General features: G+C 70.9%; 18 protein-coding genes. 14 read left to right on the top strand and 4 right to left on the bottom strand.

The window, feature by feature from the left end; genetic code table 11:
* The first annotated feature begins 6 nt into the window (after positions 1 to 6).
* The 4 genes from ACQPXM_RS27890 (at position 7) to ACQPXM_RS27875 (ending at position 3,008) form a co-directional block, all read left to right on the top strand.
* Positions 7 to 522 (top strand): hypothetical protein, encoded by a 516-nt coding sequence (locus tag ACQPXM_RS27890; RefSeq protein WP_432938716.1) that lies wholly within the window; start codon positions 7 to 9, stop codon positions 520 to 522.
* A 120-nt stretch (positions 523 to 642) separates the two neighbouring features.
* Positions 643 to 1,167 carry a sigma-70 family RNA polymerase sigma factor gene (locus ACQPXM_RS27885; protein WP_432938714.1) on the top strand — a complete coding sequence of 175 codons (525 nt, stop codon included), beginning with the start codon at positions 643 to 645 and terminating at the stop codon, positions 1,165 to 1,167.
* Positions 1,164 to 1,883 (top strand): anti-sigma factor family protein, encoded by a 720-nt coding sequence (locus ACQPXM_RS27880; RefSeq protein ID WP_432938711.1) that lies wholly within the window; start codon positions 1,164 to 1,166, stop codon positions 1,881 to 1,883. Before ACQPXM_RS27885 ends, ACQPXM_RS27880 begins: the two co-directional genes overlap by 4 nt.
* Before the next feature lie 33 nt (positions 1,884 to 1,916).
* Positions 1,917 to 3,008: a threonine aldolase family protein gene (locus ACQPXM_RS27875; protein WP_432938709.1), complete on the top strand. Its 1,092-nt coding sequence runs from the start codon at positions 1,917 to 1,919 to the stop codon at positions 3,006 to 3,008.
* A gap of 188 nt (positions 3,009 to 3,196) precedes the next feature.
* Here the strand turns inward: ACQPXM_RS27875 and ACQPXM_RS27870 are convergent, their stop codons facing one another.
* A complete protein-coding gene (locus ACQPXM_RS27870) occupies positions 3,197 to 4,102 on the bottom strand; it encodes a M56 family metallopeptidase (RefSeq protein WP_432938707.1) in 906 nt (301 codons plus the stop codon).
* Positions 4,099 to 4,485, bottom strand: a complete 387-nt coding sequence (locus ACQPXM_RS27865; protein WP_432938705.1) for a BlaI/MecI/CopY family transcriptional regulator — start codon at positions 4,483 to 4,485, stop codon at positions 4,099 to 4,101. Before ACQPXM_RS27865 ends, ACQPXM_RS27870 begins: the two co-directional genes overlap by 4 nt.
* 123 nt (positions 4,486 to 4,608) lie before the next feature.
* Here ACQPXM_RS27865 and ACQPXM_RS27860 point away from each other — a divergent pair, with 123 nt between their 5' ends.
* The 7 genes from ACQPXM_RS27860 to ACQPXM_RS27830 all read left to right on the top strand — a co-directional run bounded on the left by ACQPXM_RS27860 (position 4,609) and on the right by ACQPXM_RS27830 (position 14,093).
* The gene (locus ACQPXM_RS27860; protein ID WP_432938703.1) at positions 4,609 to 6,048 is read left to right on the top strand and encodes a cytochrome ubiquinol oxidase subunit I; all 1,440 of its coding nucleotides are present in this window, start codon (positions 4,609 to 4,611) and stop codon (positions 6,046 to 6,048) included.
* A gap of 11 nt (positions 6,049 to 6,059) precedes the next feature.
* Entirely contained in the window at positions 6,060 to 7,076 is a 1,017-nt protein-coding gene (gene cydB / locus ACQPXM_RS27855) for a cytochrome d ubiquinol oxidase subunit II (protein WP_432938701.1), read from the top strand.
* Complete coding sequence (cydD, locus tag ACQPXM_RS27850; RefSeq protein ID WP_432938698.1) at positions 7,073 to 8,695, top strand: thiol reductant ABC exporter subunit CydD; 1,623 nt, start codon at positions 7,073 to 7,075, stop codon at positions 8,693 to 8,695. The genes cydB and cydD overlap by 4 nt, the downstream gene beginning before the upstream one ends.
* A complete protein-coding gene (gene cydC / locus ACQPXM_RS27845; protein ID WP_432938695.1) occupies positions 8,692 to 10,302 on the top strand; it encodes a thiol reductant ABC exporter subunit CydC in 1,611 nt (536 codons plus the stop codon). The genes cydD and cydC overlap by 4 nt, the downstream gene beginning before the upstream one ends.
* A 46-nt stretch (positions 10,303 to 10,348) precedes the next feature.
* Positions 10,349 to 11,497: a signal recognition particle-docking protein FtsY gene (gene ftsY / locus ACQPXM_RS27840; protein ID WP_432938693.1), complete on the top strand. Its 1,149-nt coding sequence runs from the start codon at positions 10,349 to 10,351 to the stop codon at positions 11,495 to 11,497.
* 70 nt (positions 11,498 to 11,567) lie between these two features.
* On the top strand, positions 11,568 to 12,872 hold the full coding sequence (locus ACQPXM_RS27835; protein ID WP_432938691.1) for an NAD(P)/FAD-dependent oxidoreductase: 1,305 nt from the start codon (positions 11,568 to 11,570) through the stop codon (positions 12,870 to 12,872).
* An 18-nt stretch (positions 12,873 to 12,890) separates the two neighbouring features.
* Positions 12,891 to 14,093 carry an RNA polymerase sigma factor gene (locus tag ACQPXM_RS27830; protein WP_432938689.1) on the top strand — a complete coding sequence of 401 codons (1,203 nt, stop codon included), beginning with the start codon at positions 12,891 to 12,893 and terminating at the stop codon, positions 14,091 to 14,093.
* Here ACQPXM_RS27830 and ACQPXM_RS27825 read toward each other — a convergent pair.
* Together ACQPXM_RS27825 and ACQPXM_RS27820 are read right to left on the bottom strand one after the other, a co-directional pair.
* Positions 14,065 to 15,036, bottom strand: coding sequence for an asparaginase (locus tag ACQPXM_RS27825; RefSeq protein ID WP_432938686.1), 972 nt, complete (start codon positions 15,034 to 15,036; stop codon positions 14,065 to 14,067). The genes ACQPXM_RS27830 and ACQPXM_RS27825 overlap by 29 nt on opposite strands.
* 49 nt (positions 15,037 to 15,085) lie before the next feature.
* On the bottom strand, positions 15,086 to 15,664 hold the full coding sequence (locus ACQPXM_RS27820; protein ID WP_432938684.1) for a helix-turn-helix domain-containing protein: 579 nt from the start codon (positions 15,662 to 15,664) through the stop codon (positions 15,086 to 15,088).
* Between the two features lie 79 nt (positions 15,665 to 15,743).
* On the opposite strand from ACQPXM_RS27820, the gene ACQPXM_RS27815 reads away from it, so the two are divergent.
* Genes ACQPXM_RS27815 through ACQPXM_RS27805 form a run of 3 tightly spaced genes read left to right on the top strand, consistent with a single transcriptional unit; the run spans position 15,744 to position 18,405 of the window.
* On the top strand, positions 15,744 to 16,694 hold the full coding sequence (locus ACQPXM_RS27815; protein ID WP_432938682.1) for an NAD(P)/FAD-dependent oxidoreductase: 951 nt from the start codon (positions 15,744 to 15,746) through the stop codon (positions 16,692 to 16,694).
* Between the two features lie 26 nt (positions 16,695 to 16,720).
* Positions 16,721 to 17,170, top strand: coding sequence for a sigma factor-like helix-turn-helix DNA-binding protein (locus ACQPXM_RS27810; protein WP_432938680.1), 450 nt, complete (start codon positions 16,721 to 16,723; stop codon positions 17,168 to 17,170).
* Entirely contained in the window at positions 17,167 to 18,405 is a 1,239-nt protein-coding gene (locus ACQPXM_RS27805) for a hypothetical protein (RefSeq protein ID WP_432938678.1), read from the top strand. Before ACQPXM_RS27810 ends, ACQPXM_RS27805 begins: the two co-directional genes overlap by 4 nt.
* The last annotated feature ends 24 nt before the right edge of the window (positions 18,406 to 18,429 follow it).

The raw sequence follows: 18,429 nt of genomic DNA, 5'->3' as shown, positions 1-18,429 counted from the left end.
GCAACCATGAAGCGTTTCGCCTTTGTCGCCGCCACCGCCGTCCTGGGCCTGGCCACCCTGACCGCCTGTGGCGGCGGTGACACCACCCCCGCTGCCGCTCCGCAGAGCAGCCCCAGCCAGAGCGCCACCGCCGCGCCGAAGCTCGCCACCGCGGACGTCGGCACCTTCGGCAAGGTGGTTGTCGACGGCAACGGCCGGACGTTGTACGTGTTCGACAACGACACCGCGAGCCCGTCGAAGTCCACCTGTGACGGGGAGTGCGCCGCCCTGTGGCCGCCGGTCCCGGCCGGTACCGGTACGCCGCAGCTGGACGGCATCAACCCCTCGCTGGTCGGCACGGTGACCCGGACCGACGGCAGCAAGCAGCTCACGCTGGCCGGCCTGCCGCTCTACCAGTACGCTCCCGACGCCAAGGCCGGCGACGCCAAGGGCCAGGGCGTGCTCGGCAAGTGGTGGGTGGTCGGTGCCGACGGCAAGAAGATCACCACCCCGGCGAGCGACTCCGGCACCAGCGGCTACTGAGCCACCACGATGTCGGTCGGTTACGTGCTGCGAGGACCACTGGTCGGCCCCGCGACCGCCGAGCGGGACGGATCGCCTATCGTACGAACGACCGCGAGCATCGAGGCCGGGAGGACTGCGGTGGGCGAGCCGGACCGCAGTGCCGAGGCACTGGTCCGTTCCCTGTACGCCGAGCACGGCCGCAGCCTGCTCGCGTACGCCACCCGGCTGACCGGTGACCAGGCCGCCGCCGAGGACGTCGTCCAGGAGACCCTGCTGCGGGCCTGGAAGCACGCCGGCGACCTGGTCGAGGGCAAGGGATCGGTCCGGGGCTGGCTGCTGACGGTGGCGCGCAACATCGTCACCGACCGGGCCCGGGCGCGCGCCGTCCGGCCTGCCGAGGTCGGTGAGGTGGAGGACCATCCGCCGGTCGAGCGGGACCACTCCGACTCGGTCGTGAACAGCATGGTCGTCCTGGACGCGCTGGACCAGGTGACGCCGGAGCACCGCGAGGTCCTGGTGGAGCTGTACTACCGGGGCCGGACCGTGACCGAGGCCGCCCAGGAGCTCGGGCTCCCGCCCGGTACCGTGAAGTCGAGATCGTATTACGCCCTCCGAGCGCTGCGAAGCGTGCTGGGCGGAGCCGGAGCGGAGGTGGCCCGATGAGTACGAACGACGCTGGGCACGACCGCTCCCAGCTGGGTGCCTACGCACTGGGCGCGCTGGAGCCGGACGAGGCCCGCGAGGTCGAGCAGCACCTGGCCGGCTGCGCGGAGTGCCGCAAGGAGGTGGCCGAGCTCGAGGAGATGAAGCAGTTCCTCGACGAGATCCCGCCGGAGGCGTTCCTGGAGGGTCCGCCGGCCAACGGCGACCTGTTGCTGCAGCGGACGCTGCGGGCGGCTCGTGAGGCTGCTGTGGAGTCGGCGCCCGTCGCGTCGACCGCGTCCAAGCCTCCGCGCAGGCCGCGCTGGCTACTGGCTGCCGCGGCGCTGGTGGTCGTTGCCGGAGCGCTCGGCGGCGGCGTGGCGATCGGACGGCAGTCGGTCGACCAGGTGGTGGCCGAGGAGACGCCGGCCGGGTCGAAGCAGGTCACCGCGACGGACGCGGTCACCGGTACGACGATGGCGACGACCGTGCAGCCACGGGGCAGCTGGAGCTGGGTCGTGGTCGAGCTGAAGGGCATGAAGGCGGGTGCCGAGTGTCAGATGCTCGTCACCGACACCTGGGGCAAGACCTGGGTCGCCGGGAGCTGGGTGGTGTCGGAGAAGGCAGCACAGGACGGGGCCCGTTTCAGCGGGGGAGTTCTGGTGCCGCCGGACCAGGTGGGTGCCGTGGAGATCCGGACGGTTCAGGGAGAGCACGTCGTCACCACCCGGCTGTGAAAACCTGGTTGCCGGACGGGAGAGGATGGACGTGTGGCTGATTCCTCCGAAGACCTGAAGGCACGCCGCAAGGTCGCTGCTGCCGAGTCCACTCGCTGGCTGACCGGACGCCGGCCGTCCGTGGCCGACACACTGCGCAGCCTGGCCGACGTGGCGACCGACGACCAACGCGACGGCTACGGGGAAGGTGGCGAGGTCGCGGCGCTGGAGTCGGAGGTCGCGGAGCTGCTGGGCAAGCCGGCGGCGGTGTTCATGCCGACCGGGATCGCCGCGCAGCAGAGTGTGCTGCGGGTCTTCGCCGACCGAGCCGGGACGCAGCGGGTCGCCGTCCACGGGCTGTCGCACCTCCTGCTGCACGAGCTCAACGCGCTGGAAGAGGTGCACCGGCTCCGGATCGAGCGCCTCACCTCCGAGCCGCGGCAGCCGCGGCCGGACGAGCTGGCCGCCATTCCGGGCTCGCTGGCAGCCGTGACGCTGGAGCTGCCGCTGCGCGACGGCGGGTTCGTCCTGCCGACCTGGGACGAGCTGGTCGTCTTCGCCGAGGCCTGCACGGCGCGCGGCGTACCGCTGCACCTGGACGGTGCCCGCCTGTGGGAGAGCACGCCGTACCTCGGGCACAGCCTGGCCGAGGTGGCTGCGCTGGCTTCGACGGTCTACGTCTCGTTCTACAAGGGCCTGGGCGGTCTGAGCGGAGCCGCGGTCGCCGGACCGGCCGACGTGATCGCCGAGGTACGCCGGTGGCAACGCCGGCTCGGCGCCAACCCCTACACCCTCTTCCCGTACGCCGTCGCGGCGCGCGAAGGCCTGCGCTCGGTGCTGCCGCTGATGGGCGACTTGCACGACCGCGCAGTCGAGCTGGCCGTCGCGTTGCAGGCCGCGGGATACCTCGTGTTCCCGGAACCGCCGCACACGAACTCGTTCCGGCTCTACGCGCCGCGACCGGCCGACAAGATGGAGCGGGCGGCGGTCCGCCGGATGGAGGCGACCCGCGAGTCGCTGACCTGGACCTGGCGGCCGGCCGACGTACCGGGCTGGTCGTGGACCGAGCTGGTGGTGACTCCGGACACGTTGGCCTGGCAGGTCGACGAGGTGGCCAAGGCTTTCGGGGAACTTCTGGAAGACTGAGCGCGTATCACCTGTGAGGTTGTTCGTATCAAGGCGGGGAGAGTAGTCGTCACGTGCTGACGTTCGTGTTCACCATGGTCATCTTGCTGGTTCTTTCGGGGCTCGTGCTGCTCGCTGTCGCGCGCGGTGAGGGTCGGCACTTCGGGTAGTGGGGGAGCGGGGTCGTTGCTTCGAGCAACGGCCCCGGTTCACTGCAGGGCGTCGGCCAGAGCCTTCAGAACGGGTGCGGCGACGGTGATGGTGGGCAGGACGAGCAGGGCGACGGCTGCCGTGTAGGTGGCTGCCGACAGCACGGGGTGGCGCGGCTCGGGATCGGCCAGGCGCTGGACTCTCAGCACGGTGGATGACTTGGCCGCGGCCAGACCTGCCGCGGGAGCCGGTGATCCGGCCAGGGCGACCAGCGCGCGGGCCAGCGGGAGCGGACCGTTGCGGCGACGGGCGTCGTCGTCGGCGAGCAGCTCGACCAGTGTGCGTGCCTGCTCCAGTGCCACATCGCTGCGGACCCAGCGCGGAAAAGCCATGTGCAACGCCGTGAACGCCTCCAGTACCAGGTCGTGCCTGGCGCGGAGGTGTGCTTGCTCATGCGCGAGTACGGCGCGCAGCTCGCTGTCGTCGAGCCGGTCGAGTGCGCCCACCGAGACGACGACTCGGGCGCCTCGTAGCGCCGGGAGGCAGTAGGCGAGTGGAGTCTGCTCGGCCAGGACGCGCAGTCCGGGGATCAGGCCGTCCGGCGTGGCCAGGACGTCGACCAGGTCGCGGTGGCGCTTGCGGCGGGCCCGCGTGCCGACGGCGACGCGGCCGGCGGCGTACAGGAGTCTGATGGCGACCAGTGCGGTCAGCGCGAGCACTGCCGCTGCGGCCAGGTCACGTGGTGACGACGGATCGAAGCGTGGTTCGCCGGGCTCGCCTGCGGTCGAGTACGACAGGGAGATGCCCGCGCCGAGCGCGGCCAGGATGGCGGCGATCGCCAGGGCCTGCCAGAGCGCGACTGCTGCCCGCGGGATGCGGTACGGCCAGCTGGAACGAGCCAGCAGAGCCGGTGCCGGCCCGGTCAGCACCAGAGCCAGTGCCGCGAGCAGGATCGGGGTGATCACCCCTCCAGCGCCTCGAGTTTCCTGAGGGCCTCGCGGAGCAGCGCGGCCTCCTCGGTGGAGACCTGGCCGACGAACCGGACCAGCGCCTCCCGCCGGTCACCTGCCTGGTCGAGCGCGTCCCGCATCAGGTCGGCAGCAAGGTCCGCGCGCGGAGCGGCGGCCCGGTAGCGCCAGGCCTTGCCGTCGCGCTCCCGCTCGGTCAGCTTCTTCTTGGCCAGCCGGTCGAGCACCGTCATCACGGTCGTGTAGGCCAGGTCGCGGGTCAGCGACAGCCGCTCGTGGACCTCCCGCACGGTGAGCGCGGCGTCGGCCGCCCACAGCTGCTCCATCACCACACGCTCGAGCTCGCCGAGCGGTCGCGGAGCCTTCGGGTCGGTGGTCACGTGACCAGTATAACTACAGCTTGTAGTAGATCTCCGGCGGTATCTACTACGACGCGTCGTAGATCTGCGCTAGCATCTACTACGTAACGTCGTAGATCGACTGTGACGTCTGGAGAGGGCCCGATGGACACGCTGGACCTGGCGCGCTGGCAGTTCGCGATCACCACCGTCTACCACTTCTTTTTCGTGCCGGTGACGATCTCGCTGGTCGCGATCACGGCCGGGCTGCAGACCGCGTGGTACCGGACCGGCAAGGACAAGTACCTGCGGCTGACGAAGTTCTACGGCAAGTTGTTCTTGATCAACATCGCGATGGGTGTGGTGACCGGGCTGGTCCAGGAGTTCCAGTTCGGGATGAACTGGAGCGACTACTCGCGCTTCGTCGGGGACGTGTTCGGTGCCCCGCTGGCGCTGGAGGGGCTGCTCGCGTTTTTTGTCGAGTCGACGTTCATCGGGTTGTGGATCTTCGGCTGGGACCGGTTGCCGAAGAAGGTGCACCTGGCCTGCATCTGGATGGTGGTGCTCGGCACGCAGTTGTCGGCGTACTTCATCCTGGCGGCGAACTCGTGGATGCAGAACCCGGTCGGCTTTCGCTACAACGCCGAGCGCGGCCGGGCCGAGCTGACCGGCATCTGGGCGGTGCTGACCAACAAGGTCGTGCTGGTCACCTTCCCGCACACGATCTTCGCCGCGTTCATGGTCGGTGGCGCGTTTGTCGCCGGTGTCGCGATCTGGCACCTGGTCCGCCGGCCGGGCGTCGACACCGGCGCGTTCCGGACCGCGCTGCGGCTGGGCGCGGTGATCGTGATCGTCGCCGGTGCCGGGGTGGCGCTCAGCGGTGACCAGCAGGGCAAGGTGATGACCGAGGTGCAGCCGATGAAGATGGCGGCGGCCGAGGCGCTGTACGAGTCGGAGAAGCCGGCGTCGTTCTCGGTGTTCACGATCGGCACGCTGGACGGGTCGCGGGAGATCTTCTCGGTCAAGGTGCCTTACCTGCTGTCCTTCCTGGCCACCGGGCACTTCGACAGCGAGGTGCAGGGCATCAACAACCTGCAGCAGGCCTACGAGAAGCTCTACGGCCCCGGCTCCTACAACCCGAACGTCCCACTGACCTACTGGACCTTCCGGCTGATGATCGGCGTGGGCATGGCTTCGGTGGGCCTGGCGGTCCTGCTGCTGTGGATGACCAGGCGAGGCCGGGAGCCGCACCGGCTGCTGATCTGGCTGGCCCTGCCACTGCCCCTGCTGCCGCTGGCCGCAAACGTCTTCGGCTGGGTGTTCACCGAGACGGGCCGGCAGCCGTGGCTGGTGTTCGGGCTCCTGCCGACGTCGGCCGGTGTCTCGCCCGGGACGACCAGCGGCGAGGTGCTGACCAGCCTGATCGGCTTCACCCTGCTGTACGGCGTACTGGCGGTGGTCGAGGTGAAGCTGATGTTCAAGTCGATCCGCGCGGGACTGCCCGGGGCCGCCGGGACGCCGGGCGATCCGACCCGGCCGGACTCCGACGACGACGGCTCCGCCGAGGCCGAGGCCGACGCCAAGCCGCTGTCCTTCGCGTACTGAGGGGAATGACGATGGAGCTGACAACGGTCTGGTTCGTGCTGATCGCGTTCCTGTGGATCGGGTACTTCGTGCTGGAGGGTTTCGACTTCGGGGTCGGCATCCTGCTGCGGGTGCTCGGCCGCGACGAGCCCGAGCGGCGCGCGCTGGTGACGACGATCGGGCCGGTCTGGGACGGCAACGAGGTCTGGCTGATCGTGGCCGGCGGTGCGACCTTCGCGGCCTTCCCGGAGTGGTACGCGACGCTGTTCAGCGGGTTCTACCTGCCGCTGTTCGCGATCCTGGTCGCGCTGATCGTGCGCGGGGTCGCGCTGGAGTACCGCGGCAAGCGCGACGACCTGCCCTGGCGGTCCCGGATGGACACGATGATCGCCGTCGGGTCGCTGCTGCCCGCGCTGCTGTGGGGCATCACCTTCGCCAACCTGCTCCGCGGCGTCCCGCTGGACGCGTCGTACGAGTACGTCGGGAGTCTGGGTGACTCGCTGAGTCCCTTCGCGTTGCTGGGCGGTCTGGCCTTCACAGCCGTCTTCGTCGCTCACGGCGCGATCTTCTTGGCACTGCGGACGACGGACGAGCTGCGCGACCGGGCCAACCGGATGGCTGGGCTGAGCGGACTGGTGGCGACTGTGCTGGCCGGCGGGTTCCTGGCGTGGGCCCAGCAGATCCGGGGCGACCAGTGGTCGGTGCTGATCGCCGGACTGGCCGTGCTGGCGCTGCTGGGTGGACTGGTGGCCAACAGGTTCCGCCGGGAAGGCTGGGCGTTCGCGGGGACGGCGCTGGCGATCGCTCTGGCGGTGACGTCGCTGTTCGTCGCCATGTTCCCCGCGGTGATGCCGTCGACGCTGGAGCCGGGCTCGACGCTGACCACCGTGGCGGCGGCGTCCACGCCGTACACGTTGAAGATCCTGACGGTGATCGCGGCGATCTTCACGCCGCTGGTGATGCTCTACCAGGGCTGGACGTACTGGGTGTTCCGCAAGCGGGTCATGGTAGAGCCTCCGGTCGCTGTCCCGTCCGGCGTCAACTCATGAAGCCGCTCGACCCGCGGTTGCTGCGCCGGGCCGAGGCGGCCCGGTGGTTTCTGGCCGGGTCGGTGGCGATCGGTGTGGCCACCGGTGCGCTGGTGATCGTCCAGGCCGTGCTGCTCGCGCGTGGGATCTCGGACGTCGTACTGCGGGGTGCTGGCGTCGAGACCGTCGCCTGGCTGCTCGGGGCGGTGGTTGCCGCTCGTGCCGCGCTGGCCTGGCTGCAGGAGGTCGTGGCGCAGCGGGCGGCAGCAGCGGTGAAGTCGACGCTGCGGCGGCAGGTGCTGGAGCACTCGCTCAAGCTGGGACCGGCCTGGCTCAGTGGTGAGCGCAGCAGCCAGCTGACGACGCTGCTGACCAAAGGACTCGACGACCTCGACCCGTACTTCGCGCGCTACCTGCCGCAGCTGGTGCTCGCGGCAACTGTGCCGGCCGGAGTCGTCGGCTGGATGGCGACCGGGGACCTGATCGCCGCAGCGACCGTAGTGGTGACGCTGCCGCTGATCCCGTTGTTCATGGCGCTGGTCGGCTGGGCCACACAGGCCTACAGCCGGCGGCGGCAGCGGGCGCTCGCCGTACTGGCTCATCACTTCTCGGACGTGGTGTCCGGGCTGGCCACGCTCAAGCTGTTCGGCCGCGCCAAGGGCCAGGCCGAGTCGGTACGCCGGGTGACGGAGGAGCACCGGGTGGCGTCGATGGCGAGTCTGCGGCTGGCGTTCCTCTCGTCGTTCGTGCTGGAGCTGCTGGCGAGCATCTCGGTCGCGCTGGTCGCCGTTGGAGTCGGCCTGCGGCTGGTGGAAGGCCGGATGGGGTTGGAGACGGCGTTGCTGGTGCTGATCCTGGCGCCGGAGGCCTACCTGCCGTTGCGGCAGGTCGGAGCGCAGTTCCACGCCAGTGCGGACGGCGTCGCGGCGAGCGAAGAGGTGTTCCGGGTGCTGGAGACGCCGCTGCCGACGCAGGGCGAGCGGACCGACGTACCGGACCTGCGGTCGACCGGGCTGCACCTGCACGACGTGACTGTGCGCTACCCGGATCGCGAGCAGGCCGCGCTCGACGGGTTCGACCTGGATCTGTGGCCGGGGGAGGTGGTCGCTCTGACCGGGCCCAGTGGAGCCGGCAAGTCCACCGTGCTGGCGGTGATCCTCGGGTTCGTCGTACCGGAGTCTGGGGTGGTCATCGCGGGAGGCAGCGCGGCGGACGAGTTCGACGCCGGGCTGTGGCGTCGGCAGTTCGGCTGGGTGCCGCAGCGGCCGGGGCTGCGGATGGGCAGCATCGCGGACAACGTGCGGCTCGGGCGTCCTGAGGCGACGGACCAGGAGGTCCGCAAGGCGTTGGACACAGCGGGCGCTGCCGAGCTGGAGCTGGACACTCTGGTGGGGGAGCAGGGCCAGTTGCTGTCGGGCGGGCAGCGCCGCCGGGTCGCGTTGGCGCGGGCGCTGGTCACCGATGCGCCGGTGCTGCTGCTGGACGAGCCCACCGCGGGGCTGGATCCGGTGGCCGAGGCAGCTGTCGTTGCCGGGCTGCGGGCGACCGGGAAGACGATCCTGCTGGTCGCTCACCGGCCGGCACTGATGGACGCGGCTGATCGAGTGGTGTCGGTGTCCAGGGAGTTGGTGACCGTATGAGCGTCCTCGCACTGGTGATGCCGCAACGACGGGTGCGGCCGCGGCTGCTGCTCGCCGTACTGGCTGGAGTGCTGGCTTCGGGTACGGCGGTCGGTCTGCTGGCCACCTCCGCGTGGCTGATCACGAAGGCGTCGGCCGAGCCGCCGGTCCTCACGCTCCTGGTGGCGATCGTGGCCGTGCGGGCCTTCGGCGTCGGCCGCGGCGTCTTCCGGTACGTCGAACGGCTGGCGGGTCACGACGCGGCGTACCGGGTGCTGGGGGACACTCGGGCGCGGATCACCGAGCGGCTGGAGCCGCTGGCGCCGGTCGGGCTGGCGTCGTCGCGCAGCGGGGATCTGCTGGCTCGGCTGGTACTGGACATCGACGCGGTGCTCGATCTGTGGCTGCGGGTGTTGCTGCCGGTCCTGGTTGCGGCGGTGACGGGCGCGGCGACGGTCGGGCTGCTCGTCCTGCTGCTGCCGGTGGCGGGTGCCGCGGTCGCCGTCGCGGTGCTGGTCGCCTGCACGGTGGTGCCGTGGTTGACGGCCGCGAGTGCGCGACGGGCCGAGCGGATAATGGCAGGAGCTCGCGGGGACGTGGCGGCGGCCGCGACCGAGAACCTGCAGACGGCGGCCGACGTACTGGCGTTCGATGCGGTGGACGACGTGCTGGCGACGTTCGAGGCGGCTGACCGGCGGCTGGCCGCGGCGCAGCGGCGGTCTGCTTGGAGCGCGGGACTCGGCGGTGCGCTGCTGGTGATCTGCGTGGGAGCGGCGTGCGTCGCCGGGCTGGTGCTCGGCACTGGGGAGTCAGGGCCGGTCTACGCGGTGCTGGTGCTGACGCCGTTGGCGCTGGCCGACGTGCTGGGTGGGATCCCGGTCGCCGCGCAGCTCGCCATCCGGGTCAGAGGGTCGCTGCAACGCGTCGAGGACTTGCTGAGTACGCCGGTGCCGGTCGCCGAGCCGGAGAACGCGCTGCCGCTGCCGGAAGGCAGTGCGCTGCAGGTACACGGCCTGCGGGTGGGCTACGGGTCCGACGACGTGCTGCGCGGGCTGGACGTGGATCTGCCCGCCGGTAGTCGCGTCGTGATCACCGGTCCGAGCGGGTCGGGCAAGAGCACGCTGGCCGCCGTGCTGCTGCGCTTTCTGGAGCCGCGGGCCGGTGAGGTGCTGCTGGACGGTACCGACGTACGGCGGCTCGACGGCGACCAGGTGCGCTCGAAGATCGGGCTGCTGACCCAGGAGAGCTACGTGTTCGACACGAGCATCCGGGAGAACTTGCTGCTCGCCAAGCCGGGAGCGAGCGACCTGCAGCTGTGGAACGCGCTCTACCGGGCCCGGCTCGGCGACTTCGTGCACGGCCTGCCGCGCGGGCTCGACACGATGGTGGGCGAGCACGGTGCCCGCCTGTCCGGTGGGGAACGGCAGCGGCTCGCGTTCGCCCGGCTGCTGCTCGCCGACCACGACGTGCTCGTGCTGGACGAGCCGACCGAGCACCTGGACGAGGAGACGGCTCAGGACCTGCTGAGCGACCTCTTCCGCGCGGCGGGCCACCGGACCGTCGTACTGCTCACTCACCGCCCGGAACTGGCACCTGACCCAACGCGACCGATCATCGATCTGGCATGAGCATCTGCCAAGATGGGGAATCGTGTTGACTCCTCAGCTTGTCCCCATGCTCGCCGACGCCGCCCTGATCGCGATCATCGCCGTGGTCGTCGTCCTGGTCGCCGGTACCGCCGGACTCGTCGTCACCCGTGGCCGCCGGACCCGTGAGCTGCCGACCACGACGCCGCCGGCGCCGATCGAGACCGCCGAGCCGACGGTCGGCGAGGACGCCGAGGAACCGCGGGACACGCCGACCCGCACGCTCGAGGACACCGAGCTGCCGACGCTGGAGAAGCCGGAGTCCGCGCAGGGCCGGCTGGTCCGGCTGCGCGCCCGGCTGGCCCGGTCGCAGGGCTCGCTCGGCAAGGGGCTGCTCGCCCTGCTGTCCCGCGACAAGCTGGACGACGAGGCGTGGGAGGACATCGAGACCACGCTGATCACCGCGGACGTCGGTGTCGCGCCGACCCAGGAGCTGGTCGAGCGGCTGCGCACCCGGGTCCGCGTGGAGGGCGTGTCCGGTGAGCAGACCCGCGCGATCCTGCGCGACGAGCTGATCACGCTGGTCGACCCGACGCTGGACCGGTCGCTCAAGGTGGACCGCAAGGACGACCAGCCCGCCGTGATCCTGATGGTCGGCGTCAACGGCACCGGCAAGACCACCACCGTCGGCCGGCTGGCCCGGGTGCTGGTGGCAGAGGACAAGAAGGTCCTGCTGGGCGCGGCCGACACCTTCCGCGCGGCCGCCGCGGACCAGCTGCAGACCTGGGGCGAGCGGGTCGGCGCCCGGACCGTCCGGGGCGCTGAGGGCGGCGACCCGGCCAGCATCGCGTTCGACGCGGTCAAGCAGGGCATCGAGGAGAAGGCCGACGTCGTGCTGATCGACACCGCCGGCCGCTTGCACACCAAGACCGGTCTGATGGACGAGCTAGGCAAGGTCCGGCGCGTGATCGAGAAGACCGCCGAGGTGGACGAGGTGCTGCTGGTCATCGACGCCACCACCGGGCAGAACGGGCTGACCCAGGCCCGGGTGTTCGCCGAGGTGATCAACGTGACCGGTCTGGTGCTGACCAAGCTCGACGGTACGGCGAAGGGCGGCATCGTGATCGCCGTCCAGCGCGAGCTCGGCGTACCGGTGAAGCTGGTCGGGCTCGGCGAGGGGGCCGACGACCTGGCGCCGTTCGACCCCGAGCAGTTCGTCGACGCGCTGCTCGACTGACCGGCCGCACAGTTGCCGCTCGACGCGGCTTCACCCCGTTTGGCATCGGCCCGATCTGGTATCAAGAGTCATGAGCCGACCGAGGATCGTCGTCGTGGGCGCCGGGTTCGCCGGGTTCCACGCTGCCAAGACGCTGTGCCGGGTCAGCAAGGGCCGGGCCGAGATCGTGGTGGTCAACCCCACCGACTACTTCCTGTACGTGCCCCTGCTGCCCGAGGTGGCGACCGGCATCCTGGAGCCGCGCCGGCTGACGGTGTCGCTCGCCGACGCGCTGCCGGACGTCCAGCTGGTGCTCGGTGAGGTCGACGGGCTGGACCTGGACGCCCGCACGGTCTCGTACGAGGACCCGGCGGGCAAAGCCGGTTCGCTGAGCTACGACCGGCTGGTGATCGCCGCCGGCAGCGTCAACAAGCTGCTGCCGATCCCCGGCGTGGCCGAGCACGCGCACGGCTTCCGCGGGATCCCGGAGGCGGTCTTCCTGCGCGACCACCTGACCCAGCAGATCGAGCTGGCCGACGCCACCGACGACCAGGCCGAGCGGGACGCGCTCTGCACGTTCGTCGTGGTCGGAGCCGGCTACACCGGGACGGAAGTCGCCGCGCACGGCGTGCTCTACACCGACCTGCTCAAGAAGCGCCGGCCCCGGCTGCGCGACCAGCGGATGCGCTGGATGCTGCTGGACATCGCCGACCGCGTGCTGCCCGAGCTGGACCAGCGCCTGTCCCGTACGGCGGACAAGGTCTTGCGCAAGCGCGGCGTCGAGGTCCGGATGGGCCTGTCGGTCGAGGAGGCCAAGCACGACTGCGTGCGGCTGACCGACCAGACCGAGGTCCCGACGAACTCGCTGATCTGGTGCGTGGGCGTCCGGCCGGACCCGGTGGTGGAGGGGCTCGGCCTGAAGACCGAGAAGGGCCGCCTGGTCGTCGACGAGTACCTCAACGTGCCGGGCCACCCGGACGTCTTCGCCTGCGGCGACGCGGCCGCCGTACCGGACCTGACCCGGCCCGGCGAGGTGACGCCGATGACCGCGCAGCACGCCGAGCGCCAAGGGCGGCGCGCGGCTCACAACGTCGCCGCGTCGTTCGGTACCGGTGAGCGCAAGCCCTACATCCACAAGGACCTGGGCTTCGTGGTGGACCTGGGCGGCACGGACGCGGCGGCCAACCCGCTGCAGGTCCCGCTGGCCGGCCTGCCGGCGAAGGCGGTGACCCGCGGCTACCACCTGCTCTCGATGCCCGGCAACCGCATCCGTACGGCGACCGAGTGGCTGTTCGACGCGACGCTGTCCCGGCAGAGCACCAACCTCGGCCTGATCCCGGCCGTCGACGTCCCGCTGGAGACCGCGAGCCCGGAGCGGGTGCGGCGCCATCCGTAGGCGGTAGGTTTCACAGCCATGGAGCTGGACAGCCTGCTGCGAGACCTCACGCCGAAAGTGGTCGGTGCCGTGGTCCGGCGGACCGGTGACTTCACCGCCGCCGAGGACGCGGTGCAGGAGGCTCTGCTGGCTGCGACCCGCACCTGGCCGCGCGACGGCGTACCGGACAATCCGCGGGCCTGGCTGATCCAGACCGCCCACCGGCGGGTGATCGACGAGATCCGGCAGGAGCAGGCGCGGCGGCGCCGGGAGGAGCTGGCCGCGCAGCGCGAGGTACCGGCCGACGAGGTCGAGGACGCCGACGACACGCTGCGGCTGCTGTTCATGTGCTGCCACCCGGACCTGACGGCGGCCTCCGCGATCGCCCTGACACTACGCGCGGTCGGCGGTCTGACCACCGCGGAGATCGCGCAGGCCTACCTCGTGCCTGAAGCGACGATGGCGCAGCGGATCAGCCGGGCCAAGCAGAAGATCAAGGGGGCGAGCTTCGAACTCGCCCCGGACGACGACCGGCTGCGCAACGTGCTGCACGTGCTCTACCTGATCTTCAACGAGGGCTACACGTCCAGCAGTGGCCCTGAGCTACATCGCAGCGACCTGGCCGCCGAGGCGATCCGGTTGACCCGCATGGTGCACGCGCTGCTGCCGGACAGCGGCCAGGTGACCGGACTGCTCGCCCTGATGCTGCTCACCGACGCCCGCCGGGACGCGCGGACCGGCCCGGCCGGTGAGCTGATCCCGCTGGCCGAGCAGGACCGCTCGCGCTGGGACCAGGAGCTCATCACCGAGGGTGTCGCTCTGGCGGTCGACGCGTTCGGCCGGCCGCCGCTGGGCGAGTACCAGTTGCAGGCGGCGATCGCTGCGCTGCACGACGAGGTGGACAAGCCCGAGGACACCGACTGGCCGCAGGTGCTCGCGCTGTACGGCCTGCTGGAGAAGCTGTCCGGCAATCCGATGGTCACGCTGAACCGGGCGATTGCCGCTGCCATGGTCGACGGTCCGGACGCCGGACTGGCGATGCTGGAGCCGCTCGATGAGCCGCTGGCCGGTCACTACCGGCTGGACGCCGTCCGCGGGCACCTGCACGAGATGCGGGGTGACGCCGAGACCGCCGCGGAGCACTTCCGCGCGGCGGCCCGGCGTACGACGAGCTTGCCGGAACGGGACTACCTGACGCTGAAGGCCGCCGCGATCAGTGATGCTGCGCGAAAGCCGCGCTGATCTCGTCGCGGCCCTCACCGGTCGCCAGCAGCAACCTCAGCAGGACCCGCGCCTTGTACGGATCGAGGAAGCCGCCGTCGATCAGCCCCCGCGCCAGCAGGTCGGACTCGGAACCTGCTGTCCGGTAGGTGCTGCGCAGGACTGAGCCACCTCCGGTCCGCGACGTCAGTACGACGGGGATGCGCTCGGCCAGCGCCCCCAGCACCGGTGCGAGCGCAGCCGGGACGTGGCCGACGCCGTAGCCCGCGACGACCAGCCCCTGGTGGGTGTCGGCCAGTCCCTCGAGCAGCAGGCCGTCGTCGTCCAGCGTGACGGTGTAGAGCGCGACGCGGGCCGCGTCCAGGTCACCCGGCTCAGCCCGCCCCGGTACGCCGTCCTGGCGGGCCGGCCGGGCCAGGATGCGGACCTGGTCCTCGACCAGCTGGCCGATCGGACCGGCGTTGGGGGAGGCGAAAGTCGCCGTACTGGTGCTGTGTGTTTTGCGGACCCAGCGGGCGGCGTGGATCTGGTCGTTGAACACCACCAGCGCGCCCAGGTCCCGCGCGGCTGGGGAGCAGGCGACGCGGGCGGCGCCCAGCAGGTTGGCCGGGCCGTCCGGGCCGGCCAGGGTGGGATTGCGCATGGCGCCGGTCAGGACGAACGGATGCGGGTGCGGCCACACCTGGTCGACCAGGAACGCGGTCTCCTCCAGCGTGTCCGTGCCCTGGGTGACCACCACGCCGGACGCGCCGGCGCCGACCGCCTTGGACGCGGCGTCCACCACGTCGAGCATCCGCGCCAGCGTGAGGTTGCCACTGGACACGGCCTCGACGTCCTGCACCTCCAGGGGCAGCCCCAGCTCGGCCAGCCCCGGCACCGCCGCGGTCAGCTCGGCCCCGGTCAACCGGTTCGTGGCACCGGCTACGGAAATGGTGCCGCCGAGGGTGAAGAGCGCGACGCTCACGGATCAGGTCCTCTCGTCTGTCACTAACCAGGCGGGCGAAGGCTACTACCTAACGCGACTTGGCGCGCACATGCAGTCGTTCACCCTGCGGCCCGAACAGGCAGAGCATCTCGACCGGCTCCGGACCGGGGTTGCCGAACCAGTGCGGGACGCGGGTGTCGAACTCCGCGACCTCGCCTTCCTTCAGGATGAAGTCCTGGTCGTCCAGCACCAGCCGGAGCTGACCGGACAGCACGTAGACCCAGTCGTAGCCCTCGTGGGTCTGCTGGTTCACCTCACTGCCCGGCCAGCCCGGCGGCGCGATCTGCTTGAACGCCTGCAGCCCGCCGGGCCGCCGGCTCAGCGGGATCGCCACCGCGCCGTGGTGGCGCTTGATCGGCTTGGCGTGGATCCGCGGGTCACCGGTCGGCGGAGCATCCACCAACTCGTCCAGCTGGACCTGGTGTGCCCTGGCCAGCGGCAGCAGCAGTTCCAGCGTCGGACGCCGCTGGCCGGACTCCAGGCGCGACAGGGTGCTGATCGAGATGCCGGTGGAGGTCGCGAGCTCGGTCAGGGTGGTCCCGCGCTCCTGGCGCAACCGGCGCAACCGTGGGCCGACCGCTTCCAGGACGTCGTCGAAGTCGTTCATGTTGCCATCTTGGCAAAGATGTTTGTCGTTTTCGAGAACACTGCGGATGCTCGGAGCAGATCGAGCAAAGGAGAACGAGATGTACGACGTGATCGTGGTCGGCGGCGGAGCGGCGGGACTGAGCGGGGCGCTGGCGCTGGTCCGGTCCCGCCGGTCGGTGCTGGTGATCGACCAGGGCGACCCGCGCAACGCCCCCGCCGACGGGGTGCACAACTACCTGAGCCGGGACGGTATCCCGCCACTGGAGCTGACGGCGATCGGCCGCCAGGAGGTGATCGGGTACGGCGGTGAGGTGATCACCGGCACCGTCACCTCGGCCCGGGCGACGAGCGGCCCGGAGATCGGGTTCGTGGTGGACACGGCCGACGGCCAGTCGTTCGAGTCGCGGCGGCTGCTGGTGACGACCGGTGTGACGGACCAGCTGCCCGACGTTCCGGGGTTGGCCGAGCGGTTCGGGCGGGACGTGCTGCACTGCCCGTTCTGCCACGGCTGGGAGGTGCGGGACCAGGCGATCGGCGTACTGGCGACCGGGCCGATGGCGATTCACCAGGCGATGATGTTCCGGCAGCTGACCGACGACCTGACGCTGTTCCTGCACACCGGGCCCGAGCCGACCGAGCAGCAGTGGGAGGAGCTGGCCGCGCGCGGGATCTCTGTGGTGCAAGGCGTTGTCGAGCAGGTCGAGGTCACCGACGACCGGCTGACCGGCGTACGGCTCGAAGGCGGGCGAGTGATTCCTCGGCAGGCTCTGGTCGTGCAGACCTACCTGCAGGCGCGGGCGGAGTTCCTGGACGAGCTGGGACTGAAGCCGGGCGAGCGGGAGATCCGCGGCGTCACCGTCGGGATCGCTGTCGACGCCGGACCGGCCGGGACGACCAGCGTGCCGGGGGTGTGGGTCGCGGGCAACGTGACCGATCCGATGGCCCAGGTGATCACCTCCGCGGCGGCCGGTCTGGCCGCCGGAGCCGGGATCAACGGCGAACTGGTCGGCGAAGACACCCGACTGGCGGTGGCCGCACGCAGTAGTTGAGGAGTTGAATGGAGGCGGGAGGGTGGATGCGCGACACGATCGACCCCGATTTCGCCTCGTACGTCGATGCGCGACAGGGCAGGTGGCTCCGGACCGCGACTCTCGTCTATGGCGACCAGGCGAGGGCCGAGGTGGAACTGCTGCACGCCTTCAGCCGCCTGGCGCTGGTCTGGGGACGGCAGGACGACCCGGACGTGTTCGTCCAGCGCTTGCTCTACCAACCGGCTCTGTCGCGCCGACGGCGGTTGAAGGCCGTACCGACCGACGACACGACGCTGACGGCGCTGGCCGGGCTGTCGTCCGTCCAGCGAACCGTCTTCGTCCTGCTCTACTACGAGGAGCTGACCGAGTTCGAGATCGCCGACCTGCTCAGCCTGTCGCAGCCGGCGGTCCACGGCCACGGCCAGGCAGCGCTCAGCCGCTTCGGCAGCGAGCTGGGCCTGGGCGACTGGCGGAACCCGGCGGGCCTGCGATGAGGCGCGAGGACGTCAGACCCCTGCTGGTGCGGGCGGTCCAGGAGCTGCCGGAGCCGGACCTGGCCGACTCCGCGTGGGCCGGCGGTCTGGCGCTGCGCCGGAGAAGGCGTCGTACCGGACTGGTCGTGACGATCGTCGTCGCGCTGGTGCTGGCGGTGACCAGCGTCGTGGTGGCGGTCAACGGGCCTCCGTTCGGTCTGTCGCCGCCGGAAGAGGTGCCGAGTCACCCGCCTGGGTTCGTCCCGCCGGCCGGCCAGATCGCGGGCATGGACTTCTGGATCGCACCGCGCGGCGGCAGCGAGCCGTACCTCAACCGGATGGTCACGCCGATCGGAGGCGAGCTGGACTACCCGGAGGACCCGACGCCACTCGCGGAGCAGCCGGTCCAGGAAATCGCCGCTGTGGTGCTGGCACGCAACGGCGACACCTTCCGGCCACTGCTGCTGGCGAGTACGGCGGGCTGGTCCGAGGTCGACGTGGACCTGGCCGCGATCGCCACTGGTGCACCTCTCAGTGCTGGTTCGGTCGCTCCCATCGGTCGAATGGTGGCCTTCCCCCAGCCAGGCGCGGTGGTGGTGGTCGACTCCACGCAGGCCCAGGTACGACGGATCACTGTGCCGGACCGGGACGTCCGCAGCGTCTCGTGGTTGGGCGACAGCGCCCACTTGCTGGTGAGCAGCCCTCGCAGTACCTACCGCGTGTCGGTGGAGGAGGGGACGAGCACCCCGATCCAGGCGAGTGTCGACCCGGCCGCCGCTACCGCGCCGTACCGGTTGGACGGCGTGACGGGTCAGGTGGTCCTGATGCGCTCGACACCCCGTGGCTGGACAGCGGACCGCCCGGTGGAGTTGCCGGTGGGCAGCTGGGTCGGGCAGACCTTCAGCAGCGGGAACGTGGCGGCTCGGGTGTTCGTGGCCGATGAGCTGCCGCAGGTGGAGACGGTCGCTTCGCGTCCGCAGGTCGTTGCCGCCATCTCGGCGGTGGACAGCGAGCCGAGCCGGCTACTGGTGCTGGGGGAGACCCCGCCGGCCACGCCTGCGCCGTCCGGGCCGCAGGCGCCCGTGGCGATCCGGGAGCGCGACTGCTGCGCTGTGCTCGGCTGGTACGACAGCCGGACCGTCCTGTTCCAGGTGAGCGGCTGGATCCTGGCCTGGAGCCTGGAGTCCGGTCAGGTCCGGCGAGTCGCCGAGCTGGAGGTGCCCATGGTTGCGCTGGGCCCCGGACTGCGCGGCTGATCCCTGCCCAGGCGGGCTGTTCCA

Source organism: Kribbella sp. CA-253562 (genome assembly GCF_050942265.1).
In the GTDB taxonomy this organism is placed as follows: Bacteria; Actinomycetota; Actinomycetes; order Propionibacteriales; family Kribbellaceae; genus Kribbella.
This window is presented reverse-complemented; position numbering and strand designations above follow the sequence as displayed.